Annotated in this window: 15 protein-coding genes; 8 read left to right on the plus strand and 7 right to left on the minus strand. The window is 70.0% G+C overall.

Annotated elements, in window-relative coordinates; translation table 11 throughout:
* Positions 1-12 precede the first annotated feature (12 nt).
* On the minus strand, positions 13-2,178 hold the full coding sequence (gene katG / locus DVR07_RS02145) for a catalase/peroxidase HPI (protein ID WP_193570002.1): 2,166 nt from the start codon (positions 2,176-2,178) through the stop codon (positions 13-15).
* A gap of 260 nt (positions 2,179-2,438) precedes the next feature.
* Here katG and thsA point away from each other — a divergent pair, with 260 nt between their 5' ends.
* Positions 2,439-4,001 carry a thermosome subunit alpha gene (gene thsA / locus DVR07_RS02150; protein WP_115795135.1) on the plus strand — a complete coding sequence of 521 codons (1,563 nt, stop codon included), beginning with the start codon at positions 2,439-2,441 and terminating at the stop codon, positions 3,999-4,001.
* Positions 4,002-4,063: 62 nt separating this feature from the next.
* Here thsA and DVR07_RS02155 read toward each other — a convergent pair whose 3' ends face one another.
* Both DVR07_RS02155 and DVR07_RS02160 read right to left on the minus strand, forming a co-directional pair.
* Positions 4,064-5,155: an SDR family oxidoreductase gene (locus DVR07_RS02155; protein ID WP_115795136.1), complete on the minus strand. Its 1,092-nt coding sequence runs from the start codon at positions 5,153-5,155 to the stop codon at positions 4,064-4,066.
* A gap of 233 nt (positions 5,156-5,388) precedes the next feature.
* On the minus strand, positions 5,389-6,180 hold the full coding sequence (locus tag DVR07_RS02160) for a pantoate kinase (protein WP_115795137.1): 792 nt from the start codon (positions 6,178-6,180) through the stop codon (positions 5,389-5,391).
* A 93-nt stretch (positions 6,181-6,273) separates the two neighbouring features.
* Between DVR07_RS02160 and DVR07_RS02165 the strand changes: the two genes are divergently transcribed.
* Positions 6,274-7,287 (plus strand): zinc-binding dehydrogenase, encoded by a 1,014-nt coding sequence (locus DVR07_RS02165; RefSeq protein WP_115795138.1) that lies wholly within the window; start codon positions 6,274-6,276, stop codon positions 7,285-7,287.
* A 29-nt stretch (positions 7,288-7,316) separates the two neighbouring features.
* Here the strand turns inward: DVR07_RS02165 and DVR07_RS02170 are convergent, their stop codons facing one another.
* Together DVR07_RS02170 and DVR07_RS02175 are read right to left on the minus strand one after the other, a co-directional pair.
* Positions 7,317-7,982 carry a PepSY domain-containing protein gene (locus DVR07_RS02170; RefSeq protein ID WP_115795139.1) on the minus strand — a complete coding sequence of 222 codons (666 nt, stop codon included), beginning with the start codon at positions 7,980-7,982 and terminating at the stop codon, positions 7,317-7,319.
* Between the two features lie 135 nt (positions 7,983-8,117).
* Complete coding sequence (locus DVR07_RS02175) at positions 8,118-9,221, minus strand: S1C family serine protease (protein ID WP_115795140.1); 1,104 nt, start codon at positions 9,219-9,221, stop codon at positions 8,118-8,120.
* Between the two features lie 141 nt (positions 9,222-9,362).
* On the opposite strand from DVR07_RS02175, the gene pyrF reads away from it, so the two are divergent.
* From pyrF to DVR07_RS02195, 4 genes are all read left to right on the plus strand, one after another.
* Complete coding sequence (gene pyrF / locus DVR07_RS02180) at positions 9,363-10,172, plus strand: orotidine-5'-phosphate decarboxylase (protein ID WP_115795141.1); 810 nt, start codon at positions 9,363-9,365, stop codon at positions 10,170-10,172.
* Between the two features lie 31 nt (positions 10,173-10,203).
* Positions 10,204-10,476 (plus strand): DUF7520 family protein, encoded by a 273-nt coding sequence (locus DVR07_RS02185; protein ID WP_115795142.1) that lies wholly within the window; start codon positions 10,204-10,206, stop codon positions 10,474-10,476.
* Positions 10,469-11,023, plus strand: coding sequence for a GNAT family N-acetyltransferase (locus DVR07_RS02190; RefSeq protein WP_240318840.1), 555 nt, complete (start codon positions 10,469-10,471; stop codon positions 11,021-11,023). The genes DVR07_RS02185 and DVR07_RS02190 overlap by 8 nt, the downstream gene beginning before the upstream one ends.
* Before the next feature lie 61 nt (positions 11,024-11,084).
* On the plus strand, positions 11,085-12,407 hold the full coding sequence (locus DVR07_RS02195) for an APC family permease (protein ID WP_115795144.1): 1,323 nt from the start codon (positions 11,085-11,087) through the stop codon (positions 12,405-12,407).
* A gap of 61 nt (positions 12,408-12,468) precedes the next feature.
* On the opposite strand, the gene DVR07_RS02200 is transcribed toward DVR07_RS02195, so the two are convergent.
* Positions 12,469-13,251, minus strand: coding sequence for an SAM hydrolase/SAM-dependent halogenase family protein (locus DVR07_RS02200; RefSeq protein WP_115795145.1), 783 nt, complete (start codon positions 13,249-13,251; stop codon positions 12,469-12,471).
* A gap of 100 nt (positions 13,252-13,351) precedes the next feature.
* Complete coding sequence (locus DVR07_RS02205) at positions 13,352-13,870, minus strand: nicotinamide-nucleotide adenylyltransferase (protein WP_115795146.1); 519 nt, start codon at positions 13,868-13,870, stop codon at positions 13,352-13,354.
* 170 nt (positions 13,871-14,040) lie between these two features.
* On the opposite strand from DVR07_RS02205, the gene lonB reads away from it, so the two are divergent.
* Positions 14,041-16,053 carry an ATP-dependent protease LonB gene (lonB, locus tag DVR07_RS02210; protein ID WP_115795147.1) on the plus strand — a complete coding sequence of 671 codons (2,013 nt, stop codon included), beginning with the start codon at positions 14,041-14,043 and terminating at the stop codon, positions 16,051-16,053.
* Positions 16,054-16,232: 179 nt separating this feature from the next.
* Complete coding sequence (locus DVR07_RS02215; RefSeq protein WP_115795148.1) at positions 16,233-16,430, plus strand: hypothetical protein; 198 nt, start codon at positions 16,233-16,235, stop codon at positions 16,428-16,430.
* Positions 16,431-16,867: the final 437 nt, after the last annotated feature.

Below are 16,867 nucleotides of genomic sequence, written 5' to 3' on the forward strand. Positions count from 1 at the left end.
CGGAGGTGCGATCTACTCGAGGTCGAAGCGGTCGTGGGTCATCACCTTGTGCCAGGCGTCCGCGAAGTCGCGAACGAACTTCTCTTCCTCACTCCCGTAGACCTCCGCGATGGCCCGGAGCCGGGAGTTCGAGCCGAAGATGAGGTCCGCGCGGCTGGCCTCCCACTCGACCTCGCCCGTCTCGCGGTCGCGCAGTTCGAAGACCTCCCGCGAGTCGGAGGACTCCTCCCACTCGTAGTCCATGTCGAGCAGATTCACGAAGAAGTCGTTGGTCAGCGTCCCCGGCCGGTCGGTGAAGACGCCGAGGTCCGAGTCCTGGTAGTTCGCGCCGAGCGCGCGCATCCCGCCGACGAGCGCCGTCATCTCGGACGCCGTCAGGTCCAGCAGGTCGGCCTCGTCCACCAGCAGCTCCTCGGTCGGCTGGTCGTAGTCCCCGCCGAAGTAGTTGCGGAAGCCGTCGACCTTCGGCTTGAGCGCCTCGAACGATTCGACGTCGGTCTGTTCCTGGGTGGCGTCGGTCCGGCCGGGTTCGAACGGGATCTCCAGGTCGTACCCGGCGTCCGCCGCGGCCTCCTCGACGGCCGCGTTGCCGCCCAGCACGATGAGGTCCGCGAGCGAGACTCGCACGTCGTCGGACCGCGAGCCGTTGAAGTCCGCCTGGATTCCCTCGAGGGTCTCCAGCACGGTCTCGAGCTCGGCCGGCTCGTTGACCTCCCAGCTCTTCTGGGGTTCGAGGCGGATGCGGGCGCCGTTCGCGCCGCCGCGCATGTCGCTGTCGCGGTACGTCGACGCGGCCGCCCAGGCGGTCTTGACCAGCTGGGAGACCGACAGGTCGGAGTCGAGGAGCTCCTCCTCGAGCTCGGCGACCTCCTCGTCGCCGATCAGGTCGTAGTCGGCGTCGGGGAGCGGGTCCTGCCACAGCATCACCTCGCCGGGGACCTCCGGACCGAGGAACCGCTCGGGCGGGCCCATGTCGCGGTGGATCAGCTTGTACCAGGCCCGCGCGAACGCCTCCCGGAACACGGTCGGGTCCTCGCGGAAGCGCTCCAGGATCTCCCGGAACTCGGGGTCGTGCTTCAGGGCGACGTCCGTCGTCAGCATCATGGGGGTGCGCTTCTCCGACGGGTCGTGGGCGTCCGGCACGGTGTCCTGGGGCTCCTCGTCGACCGGCCGCCACTGCCACGCGCCGCCGGGGCCCCTGTGGGGCTCCCACTCGTAGTCGAGCAGGTTGGCGATGTAGCCCATGTCCCAGCTGGTCGGCGCGCTGGTCCACGGCCCCTCGATGCCGCTGGTGATGGTGTCGGGGCCCTTGCCCTCGCCGTAGTCGTTCTCCCAGCCGAGGCCCTGCTGGTCGATCGGCGCCGCCTCGGGCTCGGCGCCGAGGTGGTCGCCGGAGTCGGCGCCGTGGACCTTCCCGAACGTGTGTCCGCCGGCGATGAGCGCGGCCGTCTCCTCGTCGTTCATCGCCATCCGACCGAACGCCTCTCGGATGTTCTCCGCCGAACCCTCGGTGTCGGGCTCGCCGTCCGGACCCTCCGGATTCACGTAGATGAGTCCCATCACAGTGGCGCCGAGCGGCTCTTCGAGCTCACCCTCGTCGTTGAAGCGCTCGGAGCCCTCCCACTCGGTCTCGGGGCCCCAGTAGACGGCCTCGTCGGGCTCGAACTCGTCCTCGCGGCCGCCGGCGAAGCCGAACGTCTCGAACCCCATCGACTCCATGGCGACGTTCCCGGCCAGGACGATCAGGTCGGCCCACGAGAGCTTGCGGCCGTACTTCTGCTTGACCGGCTCGAGCAGCCGGCGGGCCTTGTCGAGGTTCACGTTGTCGGGCCAGCTGTTGAGGGGCGCGAAGCGCTGGGTCCCGCCGGTCGCGCCGCCGCGGCCGTCGACGGTACGGTACGTGCCGGCGCTGTGCCACGCCATCCGGATGAACAGCGGGCCGTAGTGGCCGTAGTCGGCCGGCCACCAGTCCTGCGACGTCGTCATCACGTCCTCGATGTCCGCCTTCACCTCGTCGAGGTCGAGCTTCTGGAACTCCTCGGCGTAGTCGAAGTCCTCGCCGTACGGACCGACGTTCTCGGCGTTCTGGTCGAGGACGTCCAGGTTCAGCTTGTTCGGCCACCAGTTGTTATTGTGTCGGGGATTGCCCATTCCGTGATCGAGATTTTCTTCTGACATATTCGGGTTTCGCTCGTGAGATTGGTGGAACCGCTATTACAAAAAAGCAGGTGGTTTTAGACAGATATGCATTCCAGGAATCGGAAATATTTTTGCGAAATAGCAAAACAGCTATAAGCGGTTCGGAGACTGTCCGGGTCGGACGGGGATACCTACGCTTGACGGACTGTTTCGCTCGGGGAAGAAAAATTTATATAGAAGTTCAAACATCTTGTAGATGGGGAGCAACCATGGCAGACTCACAATCCGGACAGCGACGCATGGGCGGTCGACCGATGTTCGTCCTCGCGGACGACACCGAACGAACGCACGGCAGGGACGCACAGTCCTCGAACATCTCCGCGGGCAAAGCGGTCAGCGAGGCCGTACGGACCACGCTCGGGCCCCGCGGGATGGACAAGATGCTGGTGACGGACACCGGCGACGTCACCATCACCAACGACGGGGCGACCATCCTGAGCACGATGGACATCGAGCACCCCGCGGCCCAGATGCTCGTGGAGGTCGCCGAGGCCCAGGAGGACGAGGTCGGCGACGGGACCACCACGGCGTCGGTGCTCGCGGGCGAACTGCTCTCGAAGGCCGAGGACCTGCTCGACGACGACGTCCACCCGACGACCATCGTCGAGGGGTACGCGCAGGCCCGCGACATCGCCGTCGAGGCGGTCGACGACCTGGTCCTCGACGACGAGCTCGACGACGAACTCCTCCGGCACGTCGCCGAGTCCAGCATGACCGGTAAGGGGACCGGCGACATCACCACCGAGAAGCTCGCCGACGCGGTGGTCCGGGCGATCCGCCACGTCGACGGCGACGAGGGCGTGCGCCGCGACGACGTCCGGGTCCACACCCAGACCGGCGGGTCGTCGTCGGCGACCGAGCTCGTCGAGGGCGTCATCAGCGACGTCGAACCGGTCAACTCCAACATGCCCCGACAGGTCGAGGACGCGACCATCGCGGTCGTCGACGAGGAGTTCGGCGTGCGCGAGGCCGAGATCGACGCCGAGTACAGCGTCGAGAGCGTCGACCAGCTGACCGCCGCGATGGACGCCGAGGACCGCGAGCTCCGGCAGTACGCCGACGCGCTCTCGGAGGCCGGCGTGGACGTCGTCTTCGGGACCGACTCCATCGACGACCGGCCGGCGGCCTACCTCGCCGACGCGGGCATCCTCGCGTTCGAGAACGTCGACGACGACGAGGCCCGCGCTATCGCCTCCGCGACCGGCGCCTCCCGCACCGGGAAGGTCGGAGACATCGAGGGCGCCGACCTCGGCCGCGCCGAGACGGTCCGGGTGCAGACGTTCGGCGACGACGACCTCGCGTTCGTCGAGGGCGGCGAGGCCGCCGAGGCGGTGACGATGTTGATCCGCGGCGGCACCGAGCACGTCATCGACGAGCTCGAGCGCGCGCTCGAGGACGCCCTCGACGTGGTGACCGCGGCGCTCGACACCGGCGGCGTCGTGCCCGGCGCGGGCGCGGTCGAGATCGCGGTCGCCGACCGGGTCCGCGAGGAGTCGGCCGGCATCGAGGGCCGCAAGCAGCTCGCGGTCGAGGCGTTCGCCGACGCGGTCGACGTGCTCCCGCGCACCCTCGCGGAGAACACCGGCATGGACCCCATCGACGGTCTGGTCGACCTCCGGGCCGCCAACGAGAGCGACGAGGGCCGGGCCGGCATCATCGCCGAGGGCGAGCACGGTGAGGTCGAGGACCCCGTCGAGGCGGGCGTGCTCGACCCCGCCGCGGTCAAGCGCGAGGCGTTCGAGTCGGCCACCGAGGCCGCGACGATGATCGCCCGCATCGACGACGTCATCGCCTCGGAGTAGGTCGCTCGCCCCCGAGCGAGCCGTAGCGCGAACTCGTCCTTTTTCGCCGGCTACCCCGCGTCCTATCGGGATCGCTGCGTAATCGAACCGACCGAGCGCCGGCGCTCCTCCTCGGCGTCGACGGTCCCGTCCTCGGCCCGCCGCGACCGGTAGCGGGCGTACAGTGCCAGCGCGGCGGCGCCGACGCCGGCGCCGGCCAGCAGTGACTTTGCCAGCGACCCGCGCTGGGAGGCCTCGGTGTAGGCGCTGGTCTCGGAGACGTGGCGGTCGTAGTCGCCCCGCTCCTCCAGTTCGCCGGTCGACGCGTCGAGGTTGTTCGCCCCGTCCGGGCGGGCAGGTTCGTCACGCTTCTGCATCGGGACGAACGCCGACTCCATCACGCGGTCCATGAGCCGCGACGCGTAGTGGCCGAGTGCGGCCATCCCCCTGGCGCCGCCGCCGACGTAGACGTCGCGCTGGGGGCGCTCGGCGGCGTCGAGGATGGCCCGCGCCACCGTCTCGGGCGCGTACAACGGCGGCGGGAGCGTCGCGTCCTCGTCCATGTAGTTCTTGGCGTGGTCGGCGTACGGCGTGTCGATGGAGGCGGGCTTGACCAGCGTCACCGAGACGGGCGCGCCGTCGTTCTCCAGTTCCATCCGGAGCGCGTCGGTGAACCCCTTGACGGCGTGCTTCGACGCCGAGTAGCTCCCCTGGAGCGGGATGGCCTCGTCGGTGGCGACGCTCCCGATGTTGATGATGGCGCCGCCCCGCTCCTTCAGGTGGTCGGCGGCCTCGAGCGACCCGTACAGCAGCCCCCAGACGTTGGTCTCGAACTGCTCTCGCATGTCCTCGACCGGGGTGTCCTCGAGTTTCCCGTAGAGGAACGCGCCGGCGACGTTGACCCAGGTGTCGAAGCCGCCGTAGGCGTCGACTGCCTCCTCGGCGATTCGCCGGACGTCGTCGCGGTCGCTCACGTCGGCGACGACGTAGGTCGCGTCGCCGCCCGTCCGCTCGATCTCCGCTTCGAGTTCGCGGAGCGCGTCCTCGCTCCGGGCCGCGAGCACTACCCGCGCCCCGCGGTCGGCCGCCATCCGCGCGGTCGTCAGCCCGATCCCCGACGACGCGCCGGTGATGACGATCACCTGGTCCTCGACGGGTTTCAGGTCGACGCTCATCGACCGCTCACCCCCGCGCCGGTCCGCGACTCCGAACCGCGGCGTCGATTCGTGCGTCGCTGTGCGTCTGACTCGCGAGTATCGGTGGTTCGTCTCCGGGTCATCGTGCGCTCTCCCCCGATTCCTGACGGGATTCTCTACGAGGGGAAGAACGGGCTTAGTCTCGGTGGCTCACAGTCGGCGGGGGTCGGCGCTCCGCCGACCGCTCGACGGCGGTTCGTCGCCGCCCTCGCTCACCGCAGTTCCGCGCCGTCGGGACACACCCCGGTCCGGTTCGGCAGCACGCCCTCGACGCCCACCGCGAACACCGTCTCGCCGACCATCGCCATGCTCGCGGTCCCGCCCGCGGCCTCCACCGCGGCGACCGTCTCCCGGACCTCGTCGGTCGGCAGGTCGATGGCGCGCGCGAAGTCCCACGAGTCGCGGAGTACGCGGTCGAGCGTAGGGTCCGCGGGGAGCGCGTCGAGGGTAGCGGTCCCCGCTCGGGCCACGCGGGCCATCAGCTCATCGTCGGCCAGTGCCTCCTCCGTGGCGATGGGGCCGAAGCTCGCGTACTCGACGGGCGTCTCGCGGTCGTACGCCCGGGGTTCGCCGCCGTCGCCGACCACCAGGCCGCCGCGGTCCTGGACGAACACGTCGCCCAGTCCCGTCCCGGCCGCGACCTCCGCGCGGTGGGCGACCTCGACGAGTTCCTCCCGCGAGTAACCGAGTTCGAACTCGGCGTTCGCGGCGATGACGGTCGCCAGGGTCGCGGCCCCGCTGGCGCCGAACCCCCGGCCGATGGGCACCTCGGCGGCCAGGTCGACGCGGGCCGGCACGTCCAGGTCGTCGATAGCCAGTTCGACCGGCTCGAAGTCGGTCGGCTCGCCGTCGACAGTCACGACCGGCCCATCGGTACTTCGGTCTGCTGGCGTCACGTCGGCGACCACGCCGTCGGCGATGGCCACGCTCGCACCCTTCGACTCGTCGCCGTCGCCGGCCGGCGCGAAGACGGCGGTGACGCTGCCCGGGGCGAAAGCCTCCATACCCGACGGTTGGTCGGAATCCCTTTTGAACCCTCGGAAGCCGGCGACCACCGGCCGACGACCGTTTACGCCTCAGGCCGGTAGGTGCCCGCCGTGACCGACACGATGCGCGCAGTCGTCATCGAGGAGTTCGGCGACCCGGACGTCTTCGAGGACCGCGAGCTCGACCGACCCGACCCCGACCCGAACGAGGTGCTGGTCCGGGTCGCGGCGTCGAGCGTCAACCCGGTCGAGTACAAGATCCGCCGGGGCGATCTGCCCCCGTTCGCGCCCGACTTCCCGGCCGTCCTGGGCTGCGACGCCTCGGGGGTCGTCGCGTCGGTCGGCGGCGACGTGGAGGACTTCGAGGAGGGCGACGAGGTGTACGGGATGGTCGGCGGCGTCACCGGCGCGCAGGGCGCCTACGCCGAGTACGTGTCCGCCCACGCCGACCTGCTCGCGCCAGTCCCGGCGGCCCTCTCGCTCGAAGAAGCCGCGGCGCTCCCGGTCGTCGGGCTCACGGCCTGGGAGATGCTGGTCGGCGAGGCCGACGCGGGCGAGGGCGACTCGGCGCTGGTCTACGGCGGCGCGGGCGGCGTCGGCCACGCGGGGGTCCAGCTGGCCGACTGGCTCGGCGCGGACGTCTACGCCACGGGCTCGACCGAGCGCAAGCGCGACCTCGCCGCGGACCTCGGCGCGACCGCGACCATCGACTACACCGACACCGACGTCGAGGAGTACGTCGACGAGTACGCCGGCGGCGAGGGGTTCGACGTGGTGTTCGACCCCGTGGGCGACGACCACCTCCAGACCGCGTTCGAGGCGGTCGCGCCCCACGAGCGGGTGGTCACCACCGAGTCGAGCTCGACCCAGGACCTGAGCCCGCTCCACCAGAAGGCGCTGTCGCTCGGCGTCGTGCTGGTCATCCTGCCGGTGCTGCGCCGGCAGCGTCGCGAGCGCGTGGGCGAGCGCCTCCGGCGGCTCAACGACGCGGTCGAAGACGGCGGCCTCGACCCAGTACTGGACGACGAGCAGTTCGAGCTGACCGCCGAGGGCGTCGCCGCGGCCCATCGGTACGCCGAGGACGGCGACCACGTGGGCAAGATCTCGCTGGTCAGCGAGCGATAGCAGTCCGCGTCTCCCCTCCGACGAGCTGACTACGCAGTGGTCGTCGTCGGCCCGGTCGCGTTCGTGACCTGGATGCCGAGGACCGGGCTCCGGGTCGCGGCCACGAGCGCACGCGTCCGGCTCCCCTCGGGCGTCCGCAGCGCGACGCCGTAGACGAGTTCGCCCTGGCGGAGCCCGACGTTCACGACCTGACCGGTCGTCCGATTCCGGAGAAGACGGATGGCTTCGGTCGCGGGCCGCAGCTCCTCGTAGGCGTACGCCTCGCCGCCGAGGAACCGCCGGTCGGCGACGGTGATGTCGTTGCGGACCGCGGTGACCGTCCCGTCGGTCGCGTCGACCGTGACCTGCGAGACGCTCCGGTTCTGGGCGAGCAGGCTCACGTTGAACACCGGCGTCCCGTTCAGCGTGGTGAGCGTGACGACGACCGGCTTGCCGTCAGACCGGTTGGCGGCGAGTCGGATGGCCTCCGTCGCCGTGGTGTCGACCGCGCTCAGGTTGACCTGGCCGCCCTGCTGGGCCGCGACCGGGGCGGCGTCGGTCGAGAGCGCCCCGATTCCGGCGTCGGCCGGTCGGTCGGCCGGGCCGGTCGCTTGCGACTGCGATGCCGTCGAGAGCGGTTTCGCCACGCCGGCCCCGGCGAACCCTCCGACGAGGAGGAGCGCGAGGCTGACGGACGCGAGTTTCGCGTAGTCCATTGTTTCCCCGTCCCCGCTTCGCCGAAGCTCCGCAAGAGGCTACTGGCCGACGGCTGGAGCGCCGCTTTCCCCCGCGGTCGTCGCTCGACGGCGCACCGGTCGCGGAAAAAGCCGCACGTCGAGGGACCGCGTCCGCTACTGGCTCTCGTCGGAGCGCTGGGTGAGCGTGACCTCGACCGTCTGGCGCTCGCCGTCGCGGACGACGGTCACCTCGACCGTCTCGCCCGGCCGGGTCTCGGTGAACAGGTACGAGAGCAGGTCCTCGCGCGACTCGATGCTCCGGTTGCCGACTGCGACGATGACGTCGCCGCCCACCGGGATGCGCGTGTCGTTCACGACGGTGTCGTCGTCGGCGCCCTGGATCGCGTCGGCCGCGGGCGTCCCGTCGACGGTGTTGACCACGTAGACGCCGCTGTCGACCTCGAGGTCGTTGGCCTCTGCCAGCGGCTGGGTGAGCGTGACTCCCTGGACCCCGAGCAGCGAGTACGCGTACTCGCCGTCCTCGATGAGAGTGGGCACGATCTGCTCGACGACGGACGCGCCGATGGCGAACCCGATGTTCTCGCCGCCGCCGGCCTGGTTCACCCCGACCACGGCTCCGGAGTCACAGGCGACGAGCGGGCCGCCGCTGTTCCCGGGGTTGATGGGCGCGTCGGTCTGGATGGTGTTCGGCAGCGGGAAGCCGATCGGCGACGTCCGGTTGACGCCGCTGACGATGCCCGCGGTGATCGTCGTCTCGAGGCCGTACGGGCTCCCGATGGCCGCGACGCGCTCGCCGGGACGCGGCGTCCCGTCCGCGACGTCCAGGGCCTCGACGTAGTCCGGCGTGTCGTCCACGCGGACGACCGCGAGGTCGGCGAGCTGCGTCGCTCCGACCACGGTGGCCGCCCGGGTCTCGCCGCGGGAGAACTGCACCCCGACGCTGGTCGACTGATTGACGACGTGCTGGTTGGTGACGGCGTAGCTCGTCGAGCCGCCGTCCGCCACCTCGTAGACGAACCCGGAGCCGCCTCCTCTGGCGGTCTGGACCTGGACCACCGAGTCTATCGTCTGGTTGTACAACGCCGCGTAGTCACACGCCGCCGTCCCCGACTGCTGGGCCGCCACCCCGCCGGCGTCGGCCGGCGCGCCCGTCGTCCGGGCGTCGGCGGTCGGCACCCCTCCCCCGAGCGCCGTCGCCGGCGCGACAGCGACGACGGCGACGACGAGGAACAGCGTGAGCTTGTGCTGACTGACCATGCGGTCACAGAGACGACCAAAATACCCGTAAGGGTAGTGGCCGAACTCCGGCAGTTCGCGGCAAGTATCGCGCGATCCGCGTCGGCGTGCCGGCTCGGCCGAGTAGCAACCTTTGTATCGGCGCCTCCGGAACTCCCACCGATGACCGCGTTCTTCGACCGGCTCGCCGACCGCATCGCCGCCGTCGACAGCGTCGTGTCGGTGGGGCTGGACCCCGACGAGGACCGCCTGCCCGACGAGGTCCGGGACGCCGACCTGCCCCGGTGGGAGTTCAACCGCCGCGTCGTCGACGCGACCGCCGACCACGCCGCCGTGTTCAAGCCCAACGCCGCCTTCTACGAGGACCCCGACGGCTGGCGCGCGCTGGAGAAGACGGTCGAGCACGCTCACGATGCCGGCGTACCGGTGCTGCTGGACGCCAAGCGCGCCGACATCGGCAACACCTCCCGCCAGTACGCCAAGGTGCTGGACTCGGTCGACGCTATCACGCTCAACCCGTTCCTGGGTCGGGACGCGCTGGCGCCGTTCCTCGACCGCGAGGACGCGGGCTGCTTCCTGTTGTGTCGAACCTCGAACCCCGGCGGCGCCGACGTGCAGGAGCTCAAGCTCGCCGACGGCGACCTGGTCTACGAGCGCGTGGCCGACCTCGCCGCCGAGTGGAGCGCGGCGGGCCACGGCAACGTCGGCCTCGTCGTCGGCGCGACGACGCCCGACGAGCTCCGGGCGGTCCGCGAGCGCGTCCCCGACCTGCCGTTCCTCGTCCCCGGCGTGGGCGCCCAGGGCGGCGACGTCGAGGCGGCCGCGACCTGCGCCACCGCGACCAACGGCGCCGGGCTGGTCAACTCCACCCGGGGCATCATCTTCGCCGGCGAGGGGTCGGACGCGCCGTTCGACGAGGCCGCCGGCGCGGCCGCCCGCGACCTGAAGGAGCAGTTGAACGAGTACCGATAGCCATAATCTCGCCGAGTCCGAACGCCCGGCCGTGACCACCGAGTCGCGCATCTCCAGTCGACCCATCTTCGGCGTCCTCGCGGTCGTCATCGTGCTCGTGGCCGGCGGCATCGGCGCCGTGGTCGGCGCGTCCGGCCAGCAGCGCGCGGTCCCGATGGACCTGTTCGGGCTGGTCTCGTTCCCGATGACGCCGGTCTCGATGGCGGCGTTCGGCATGCTCCTGACGGGGGCCGTGATGGCGGTGCTGTTCTCGCTCGTCAGCGTCGCCTCCCGGTACGACGACGAGGTCGGCGAGCGTGCCTGACGGCTGTCTCGCGGCGCTTGCGGACGAGTGGCACGCCGGCGGAATCTCCTTCCGACCGGCGTGCGACCCCTCGCGCATGCCCGAGACCGCCGTCGAGGAACTGACGACCGAGGCCGAGTGGACCGCCGCGCTCCCGATTCTGCGCCAGCTCTGGACCGACGCCGACGAGTCGTTCGTCCGGTCGTGGGCCGACGAGGACGACTACCGGCTGTTCGGGCTGTTCGTCGGGACCGACGACCCAGACACCTCGTCGGTCGTGGGGGAGCCGCGGGAATCCGACGGGGAACTCGTCGCCGTCGCCGGCGTCTCGGTCCAGCGGGTCCTCCACCACGCCCGCCACGCCTGGATTCACGACTTCGTCGTGGCCGAGGCCCATCGCGGGCAGGGGTACGGCGCGGACCTGCTCGGGTTCGTGGAGTCGTGGGCCGAGGACCGCGACTGCGAGTACGTCGCGCTCGCGGTCCGAAACGGCAACGACGATGCGCTCGGGTTCTACGAGGCAGAGGGGATGGAGCGGTGGGGGTCGGTCGTCGAGACCGAGCTGTGAGCCGGCAGTCACGTCGGGCGTCGCCGCAGGTTTGAACCCTACGCAACTTGAATGGACAGATATGGGAGACGAACAGCTCGGCTTAGCGGGAGCTACGTCCATCGGGCTGGGCGGGATGATCGGTGGCGGGGTCTTCTCGGTACTGGGCGTCGTGGCGACCATCGCGGGGGCGGCGGCGTGGGCGGCGTTCACCGCCGCGAGCCTGATTTCGATGTGCGCGGCCTACTCCTACGTCAAGCTCAACCGACTCGCCGACGCCCGGGGCGGGTCGGTCTCGATGATCGAGGAGTTCGTCGGCAACGCGACGCTGGCGGGCATGGTCGGGTGGACGCTGCTGTTCGGCTACGTCGGCGCGGTCGCGATGTACGCGTTCGCGTTCGGCGGGTTCGCCGCGCAGCTCGTCGGGATGGGGTCGGTGCTCGGCCTCCCGTTCCGGCCGGTCGCGTCGGTGGTCGCGGTCGCGGGGTTCGTCGGGCTGAACGCGGTCGGCGCCCGCGCCACTGGCACCTCCGAGGAGGTGCTCGTCGGGCTGAAGATCGCCATCCTGCTGGTCATCGGCGGGTGGGGCCTCTACTACGGGCACACGGTGAACAGGCTCGCATTCGGCTTCTCGATGGTGACCGACCTCGGGTTCGTGACTGCCGTCGCCATCTCGTTCGTCTCGTTCCAGGGCTGGCAGCTCGTGATGTACGACCAGGACAGCATCCGCGATCCCAAGTCGGTCGTCCCGAAGGCGGTGTACATCTCCATCGTGGGCGCGATAATCATTGACAGCATGATCGCCATCCTCGTCACGAGCCTGGTTTCGACCCAGGCCATCGCCCGGCATCCCGAGATCGCGGTCGCGAAGGCCGTCCGGCCGTTCCTGGGGCACCTCGGGTTCGTCGCGGTGGCGGTCGCGGCGCTGTTCTCGACCGGGAGCGCCATCAACGGCACGCTGTTCAGCGCGGCCAACTTCGCGAAGGGGATGCTCTCGGACGGGTTGCTCCCCGACCGACTGGGCGACGCGTCGGCCGGCGGCGCGCCGGTCCGGACCGTCCTCGTGCTGGGGGCCATCGCGGCCGCGTTCACCGTCTACGGGAGCCTCGACGGCATCACGTCGTTCGGATCGCTGGCGTTCATGGTCGTGTTCGGAGCGATGAGCTACCTGGCGTTCGCTCGGCGCGACGCCGACGAGGTCGACATCAACCCCGCGGTCCCGGCGCTGGGCGTGCTCGGGACCGTGGCGTTCTTCCCGATCCTCCTCTGGCACCTCTACACCGCCCAGCGGGGCGTCTTCTACTCGGTCGTCGGCATCTCGGTCGCCGTGGTCGCGGTCGAACTCCTCTACTTCGAACGTGACGCGCTCGAGGACGGAATACCCGGTATCGGCGAGCACGTCTGATGCGCGCCGACTGGCGTCCCGCCGCCCGGTTCTCCCCGCACAGAACTCGTCGACGCCCCCTTCACTCGATCCGGACCTCGTCGCCGACCGCGACCCCGAACGCGTCGTCGCCCCGGCCGCGGTTGACCGCCAGTTCGACGTTGCCGTGGCTCCCGACCGTGACGAGTCGGTCGCCGGCCGCGAGTTCGGCGTAGGCTCGCGCGACGGGCGCCGGCCGGCCGTTCACCGCGACCGTTTCCTGGCCGTCGAGCAGGTCGCCGGGCAGGTTGGTGACGGCGTTCCCGAAATCGTCCACGACGAGGACCTCGCCGACCGCGGCGCCGTCTTCGAGTTCGGGTTCGGGGAACCCGAGGTCCTCGTACTCGCCGACCGGCGCCACGTCGTCGCGCTCGTGGAACGACGCGACGCCGGTCTCGTGGATTCCGGCGGCGGCGGGAGCGAACACGTCCCGGCCGTGGAAGGTGGTGCTCGCGGTCCGTTCATCGTCGTACTCCACCTCGAACACCTCGACGTCGGCAGTGTCGGCGTCCCCGCCGGCCGCCCGCGCCGCCAGCTCGCGGGCCGCCGGCAGCAGCACGCCGTTGTCCGGGCCGACGAGCGCGTGGTCGCCCGCCCGGACCGCGAGCGCCGCCCGGTCGGTGCCGACGCCGGGGTCGACGACGACGAGGTGGACCGCCGCCGGGAAGTACGGCAGCACCTCCCGGAGCCAGAACGCCGCGGTCCGGACGTCCTGGCGCGGGAAGTCGTGGGCCACGTCGACCAGTCGGGCGTCGGTCCGCTGGAGCATCACGCCCTTCATCGCCGCGGGGTAGGGCGTGCCGAAGTCCGAGGCGAGCGTTATCATGGACGGCGGTTCGACGCCGACCGCAAAAAGCGCACCAGTTCGGGTCGACGGGTCTCCGGACTACTCCCCCTTCGCTTCCGGACCGCTCCCCGTCGCCGTCCTACTCCCCGTTGCTGTCCGAGTCGCTCACGCGCTGGATGCGCTCGATGCCGCCGATCTCCTCGACGACCTCGACCACGGCGTCGGGGACCAGCCGTTCCCAGTCGCCGCCGTCGATCATCCGGTCGCGGACCTCGGTCCCCTCCAGGACCTCCCGGTTGTACATCGGCGACTGGCGGACCTCGACGCCCGCCTCGGTGAACAGCTGGATGACGAGGGGGTTGTTCGAGTAGGCGACGTCGAAGTCCGGGCACATGCTCTGGACGTGGCTGACCCACACCGAGTTGCGGTCGAGGTCCTCGATGGGGACCCCGTAGGTCACGAGGTCGTGGTCGACGAGCGACTTGGTGATCATCATGATGCGCTCGCCGGCCGTGAAGGGGTCGTGCTGGCTGTGGGAGTCGCCGGCGCTCCCGATGCCGAGGACGAGCTCGTCGACCTCCTCGGCGATGCTCTCGACCACGTTGTGGTGGCCGTTGTGGTAGGGCTGGAACCGCCCGATGTAGAACCCGCGGGTCATACGTATCGTTGCGCCGGGAGGTTTTATAAGGGTGACGAGACGGAGCGTCCGCGAGAATCGCCCCGTAGACCGCCGTCGCGTCCGAGTTCGCCGTCGCCGCCTCCGGCGAATCGAGGGAGAAAGTATATCAATTCAGCAGCCCACAATTCAGGTACGTACAGGACAGCTCTATGAGTAAGGACACCGAAAACGAGGCTCCGTCCACGGAGCAGACGACCGAGCAAGACGGCTCGGCGTTCGAGGATCTCGGCAGCGACGTCGAACCCGACGTCACCGACGAGGCCGCTGTCGAGGAGGACCTGCTCGGCGGACTGGAGATCGAGACCACCGAAGAGATCGACATCCCCGACCGACTGGTGGATCAGGTCATCGGGCAGGACCACGCCCGGGACGTGGTCCAGAAGGCGGCCAAACAGCGCCGCCACGTGATGATGATCGGGACGCCCGGGACGGGCAAGTCCATGCTGGCGAAGGCGATGAGCGAACTCCTGCCCAAGGAGGATCTGCAGGACGTGCTCGTCTACCACAACCCCGACGACGGCAACGAACCCAAGGTTCGGACCGTCCCCGCGGGGAAGGGCGAGCAGATCATCGACGCCCACAAGGAGGAGGCCCGCAAGCGAAACCAGATGCGGTCGTTCCTGATGTGGGTCATCATCGCCATCGTGGTGGGGTACTCGCTGCTCATCGCGACCCGGCCGCTGCTGGGCATCCTCGCGGCCGGCGTCATCTACCTCGCGTTCCGCTACGGCTCGCGGGGCAACGACGCGATGATCCCGAACCTGCTGGTCAACCAGGCCGACCAGACCGCCGCGCCGTTCGAGGACGCCACCGGCGCCCACGCTGGCGCCCTGCTCGGCGACGTCCGCCACGACCCCTTCCAGTCCGGCGGGATGGAGACCCCGAGCCACGACCGCGTCGAGGCCGGGGCCATCCACAAGGCCAACAAGGGCGTGCTGTTCGTCGACGAGATCAACACCCTCGACATCCGGTCCCAGCAGAAGCTGATGACCGCGATCCAGGAGGGCGAGTTCTCCATCACGGGCCAGTCCGAGCGCTCCTCGGGCGCGATGGTCCAGACCGAACCCGTCCCCTGCGACTTCATCATGATCGCCGCGGGGAACATGGACGCGATGGAGAACATGCACCCCGCGCTCCGGAGCCGCATCAAGGGGTACGGGTACGAGGTGTACATGGACGACACCATCGACGACACCCCGGAGATGCGCCGGAAGTACACCCGGTTCATCGCCCAGGAGGTCGAGAAGGACGGTCGGCTGCCCCACTTCAACGAGGAGGCGGTCGAGGAGGTCATCCTCGAGGCCCAGCGCCGGTCGGGTCGCAAGGACCACCTCACGCTCAAGCTGCGGGATCTCGGCGGGCTCGTCCGCGTCGCCGGCGACATCGCTCGCGCCGCGAACAAGGACGAGACCACCAGCGAGGACGTGCTGCAGGCCAAGCGCCGCAGCCGCTCCATCGAGCAGCAGGTCGCCGACGACTACATCGAGCGCCGGAAGGACTACGAGCTCACCGTCAACCAGGGCGAGGTCACCGGCCGCGTCAACGGCCTGGCGGTCATGGGCGAGGACTCCGGCATCGTCCTCCCCGTGATGGCCGAGGTCACGCCCTCGCAGGGGCCCGGCCAGGTCATCGCGACCGGCCAGCTCAAGGAGATGGCCGAGGAGGCGGTCCAGAACGTCTCTGCCATCATCAAGAAGTTCAGCGACGAGGACATCTCCGAGAAGGACGTCCACATCCAGTTCGTCCAGGCCGGCCAGCAGGGCGTCGACGGCGACTCGGCGTCCATCACGGTCGCCACCGCGGTCATCTCGGCGCTGGAGGACATCCCGATCCACCAGGACCTCGCCATGACCGGCTCGCTGTCGGTCCGCGGCGACGTGCTGCCGGTCGGGGGCGTCACCCACAAGATCGAGGCCGCCGCGAAGGCTGGTCTCGACCGGGTCATCATCCCGAAGGCCAACGAGGACGACGTGATGATCGAGGACGAGTACGAGGAGCAGATCGAGATCATCCCCGTCTCCCACATCAGCGAAGTGCTCGACGTCGCCCTCGCGGGCGAGGCCGAGAAGGACGGGCTGGTCGACCGGCTCAAGAACATCACCGGCTCCGCGCTCGAGCGCGACGTCGGTCGGTCGGGCACCGGTAGCCCGAGCCCGCAGTAACGCGACGCGGCTCTCTCCGTTCTCCCGTTCTTTCGCGCCGACCAGCGACGGCGCCGCCGTTCCGACGCTGCCAGCTGCGCTGACGTCGGTTCCACCGCGCCTCCCCGCGGTGTGCCACGGATTCCCACGCGCCGGGTGCGATGGACACCTATTTTTGGCTACCTGTCGTAGCGTCGACCATGGGACTCAAGAAGAGCCTCCTCAGCGGTATCGTCGCGTTCGTCGTCGCGAGTATCGTCGCCCGCAAAGTCGGCGGCGAGCGGCTCGGCACCCGCGTCGGGCTGCTGACCGGGAGTTCGGTCGCCGTCAGCACGTGGCTGTCGGGCCGCGGGCGAGCGACCGACGTCGAGTTCGAGGACCCGATCGAGACCGAGTGACGAGCGCGCCTGTCGACCGACTTCGCGACCGCGTGGCGAGTGACCGTGCCCGCAACTGCAGATGACCGACCCCGCGAACGCGGCCGGCGGCGTCCGCCGCGCGGCCGTTCGGAAGTCCCCTTCTTTCGCGTACGGCCGGCACATCGTACCACGCCTCCGGCACGTCGTCTATCTGGCCCTCCAGCACGTCGCCCGCCAGCCGGAGGTGCTCCCCGTCCTCCTCGGACCAGAGCACCGTCCGCTGGAGTCGCTCGAACTTCGGGGCGTCGAGCGGCGGTTCGACCACCGATCCCTTCCCGTCGGTGTAGCCGGGAACGTCGCTCTCGTTCATGCGTCCCTCGCCGACCCCACATCACGATTAGCGCTAACAGTTGGGTAGGGGTTCGGATAGCTCCGGGCATTCCGGCGATGTCGCCGGCAGCGACCGAACCGACGCC

The organism is Halorussus rarus, assembly GCF_003369835.1.
GTDB lineage: Archaea > Halobacteriota > Halobacteria > Halobacteriales > Haladaptataceae > Halorussus > Halorussus rarus.

Coding starts and splice junctions, on each gene's coding strand:
- katG (WP_193570002.1), bottom strand. CDS start 2,178: ATGTCAGAAGAAAATCTCGATCACGGAATGGGCAATCCCCGACACAAT.
- thsA (WP_115795135.1), top strand. CDS start 2,439: ATGGGCGGTCGACCGATGTTCGTCCTCGCGGACGACACCGAACGAACG.
- DVR07_RS02155 (WP_115795136.1), bottom strand. CDS start 5,155: ATGAGCGTCGACCTGAAACCCGTCGAGGACCAGGTGATCGTCATCACC.
- DVR07_RS02160 (WP_115795137.1), bottom strand. CDS start 6,180: ATGGAGGCTTTCGCCCCGGGCAGCGTCACCGCCGTCTTCGCGCCGGCC.
- DVR07_RS02170 (WP_115795139.1), bottom strand. CDS start 7,982: ATGGACTACGCGAAACTCGCGTCCGTCAGCCTCGCGCTCCTCCTCGTC.
- DVR07_RS02175 (WP_115795140.1), bottom strand. CDS start 9,221: ATGGTCAGTCAGCACAAGCTCACGCTGTTCCTCGTCGTCGCCGTCGTC.
- pyrF (WP_115795141.1), top strand. CDS start 9,363: ATGACCGCGTTCTTCGACCGGCTCGCCGACCGCATCGCCGCCGTCGAC.
- DVR07_RS02195 (WP_115795144.1), top strand. CDS start 11,085: ATGGGAGACGAACAGCTCGGCTTAGCGGGAGCTACGTCCATCGGGCTG.
- DVR07_RS02200 (WP_115795145.1), bottom strand. CDS start 13,251: ATGATAACGCTCGCCTCGGACTTCGGCACGCCCTACCCCGCGGCGATG.
- DVR07_RS02205 (WP_115795146.1), bottom strand. CDS start 13,870: ATGACCCGCGGGTTCTACATCGGGCGGTTCCAGCCCTACCACAACGGC.
- lonB (WP_115795147.1), top strand. CDS start 14,041: ATGAGTAAGGACACCGAAAACGAGGCTCCGTCCACGGAGCAGACGACC.
- DVR07_RS02215 (WP_115795148.1), top strand. CDS start 16,233: ATGGGACTCAAGAAGAGCCTCCTCAGCGGTATCGTCGCGTTCGTCGTC.